This window comes from Streptomyces sp. NPDC093094 (genome assembly GCF_044754345.1).
Taxonomy (GTDB): domain Bacteria; phylum Actinomycetota; class Actinomycetes; order Streptomycetales; family Streptomycetaceae; genus Streptomyces.
In genome coordinates this window covers 1-2,280 of the sequence record NZ_JBIVOX010000037.1, presented here as the reverse complement: position 1 = coordinate 2,280, position 2,280 = coordinate 1, and the positions used below count along the sequence as shown (strand labels likewise).

Genomic DNA, 2,280 nt, shown 5'->3' with positions numbered 1-2,280 from the left:
CCGGGCCGTCCGCCGGGCCTCGCGGTTGGCCTCGGGGTCGGCCTCGGGGTCGGGTTCGGGCTCGGGGGTGAGGTGGCCTGCGCCCATGTGCCGGACCTGCCGGACCTGCCGGGCTCGCCGGACCTGCCGGACCTGCCGGGCTCGCCGGACCTGCCGGACCTGCCGGGCTCGCCGGACCTGCCGGACCTGCCGGACCTGCCGGGCTCGCCGGACCTGCCGGACCTGCCGGGCTCGCCGGGCTCGCCGGGCTCGCCGGGCTCGCCGGGCTCGCCGGGCTCGCCGGGCTCGCCGGGCTCGCCGGGCTCGCCGGGCTCGCCGAACACGGTCTCGGCGGGCCGGGCCGGGTGAGCGGGTCCCGCCGGAGGGGTCGACGCGCCGGGAGGCGGCCTGCCGTGCGGCGGGCCGGAGGAGAGCTACCGTGCGGTCGCGCCGAAGCGGCCGACGGCCGGGCCGGGCGGCAGCCGGCCGGCCCCCGGGGTGCTCCCGCGCCGGGCCGTTCTGTGCCACCGTAGAGTTTCTAAGCGCTTGCTCGCCGGGTCTTGCCCGGGAGTGGAACGTGTTCTTAACATCACCGGTGTTACATCATCGGTGTCACAAGCGGCTGGGGGCCGGATGACGACGGCGAGAACGCCAGGACAGGGCCCGCTCGGCGGAGTGCGGGTGGTGGAGCTGGCCGGGATCGGCCCCGGACCGTTCGCCGCCATGCTGCTGGCCGACCTGGGTGCCGACGTGGTCCGTGTGGACCGGCCCGGCGGCCCCGGACTCGGCATCGACCCCGCTTTCGACATCACCAACCGCAACAAGCGCTCGGTCGTCGTCGACCTGAAGTCCCCCGACGGCCCCGCGTGCGTGCTCGACCTCGCCGCCCGCGCCGACGTCCTGATCGAGGGCTACCGCCCCGGCGTCGCCGAGCGGCTGGGGGTCGGCCCCGGGGACTGCCACGCCCGCAACCCCGCGCTGGTCTACGGCCGGATGACCGGCTGGGGCCAGGAGGGCCCCCTCGCGCAGCGCGCCGGCCACGACATCGGCTACATCGCGCTCACCGGCACCCTCGGCATGATCGGCGGCCCCGACACGCCCCCGGTCGTCCCCGCCAACCTCGTCGGCGACTACGCGGGCGGCTCGCTGTACCTCGTCGTCGGCGTCCTCGCCGCCCTGCACCACGCCCGCGCCACCGGCACCGGCCAGGTCGTCGACGCGGCCATCGTCGACGGCGCCGCCCATCTCGCCTCGATGATCCACGGCATGCTCGCGGCCGGCGGCTGGCAGGACCGGCGCGGCGCCAACCTCCTGGACGGCGGCTGCCCGTACTACGGCACCTACGAGACCTCCGACGGACGGTACATGGCCGTCGGCGCCCTGGAGGGGCAGTTCTACGACGAGTTCCTGGACCTGCTCGGCCTCCCCGGACTCGGCGCCGCCCGCACGGACTTCACCCGCTGGGGCGAACTGCGCGAGGTGATCGCGGCCCGTTTCCGCACCCGTACGAGGGACGAGTGGACGGCCGTCTTCCAGGACTCCGACGCCTGCGTGGCGCCCGTGCTGTCGCTGCGCGAGGCCCCCGGGCACCCGCACCTGGCCGCCCGGGGCACCTTCACCGACCACGGCGGGATCACCCAGCCCGCCCCCGCGCCCCGCTTCTCGGCCACCCCCACCGCGGTGCACTCCGGCCCCGCCCTGCCCGGGACCGGCACCGAGGACGTGGCCCGCGACTGGGACGTACCGCGACTGCTGCCCCCCGACCCCTCCGTGCCGTGTGCGCCCTCCGCGCCCGAAACCCTCGTCGAAAGGCATCTTCCGTGAGCACCGAAGCGTACGTGTACGACGCGATCCGCACCCCGCGCGGCCGCGGCAAGACCACCGGTGCCCTGCACGGCACCAAGCCGATCGACCTGGTCGTCGGTCTCATCCACGAGATCCGGGCCCGTTTCCCCGGGCTCGACCCGGCGGCCGTCGACGACATCGTGCTCGGCGTGGTCGGGCCGGTCGGCGACCAGGGCTCGGACATCGCCCGGATCGCGGCGATCGCGGCGGGTCTGCCCGACACGGTCGCCGGTGTGCAGGAGAACCGCTTCTGCGCCTCCGGTCTCGAAGCGGTCAACATGGCCGCGATGAAGGTCCGTTCGGGCTGGGAGGACCTGGTCCTCGCGGGCGGCGTGGAGTCCATGTCCCGGGTCCCGATGGCCTCCGACGGCGGGGCCTGGTTCAACGACCCGATGACGAACATCGCGACCGATTTCGTTCCGCAGGGCATCGGTGCGGACCTGATCGCCACGATCG

General features: G+C 75.3%; 3 protein-coding genes. All 3 read left to right on the top strand.

Annotated features, from left to right (window positions below; translation table 11 throughout):
* On the top strand, nt 1-348 hold a 348-nt coding region (locus ACIQGV_RS38895; RefSeq protein WP_402504019.1), incomplete at its 5' end, for a hypothetical protein.
* 264 nt (nt 349-612) lie between these two features.
* A complete protein-coding gene (locus ACIQGV_RS38890) occupies nt 613-1,803 on the top strand; it encodes a CaiB/BaiF CoA transferase family protein (protein WP_402504017.1) in 1,191 nt (396 codons plus the stop codon).
* The coding region (locus ACIQGV_RS38885) for a beta-ketoacyl synthase N-terminal-like domain-containing protein (RefSeq protein ID WP_402504015.1) at nt 1,800-2,280 on the top strand (481 nt) is incomplete at its 3' end. The genes ACIQGV_RS38890 and ACIQGV_RS38885, both read left to right, overlap by 4 nt.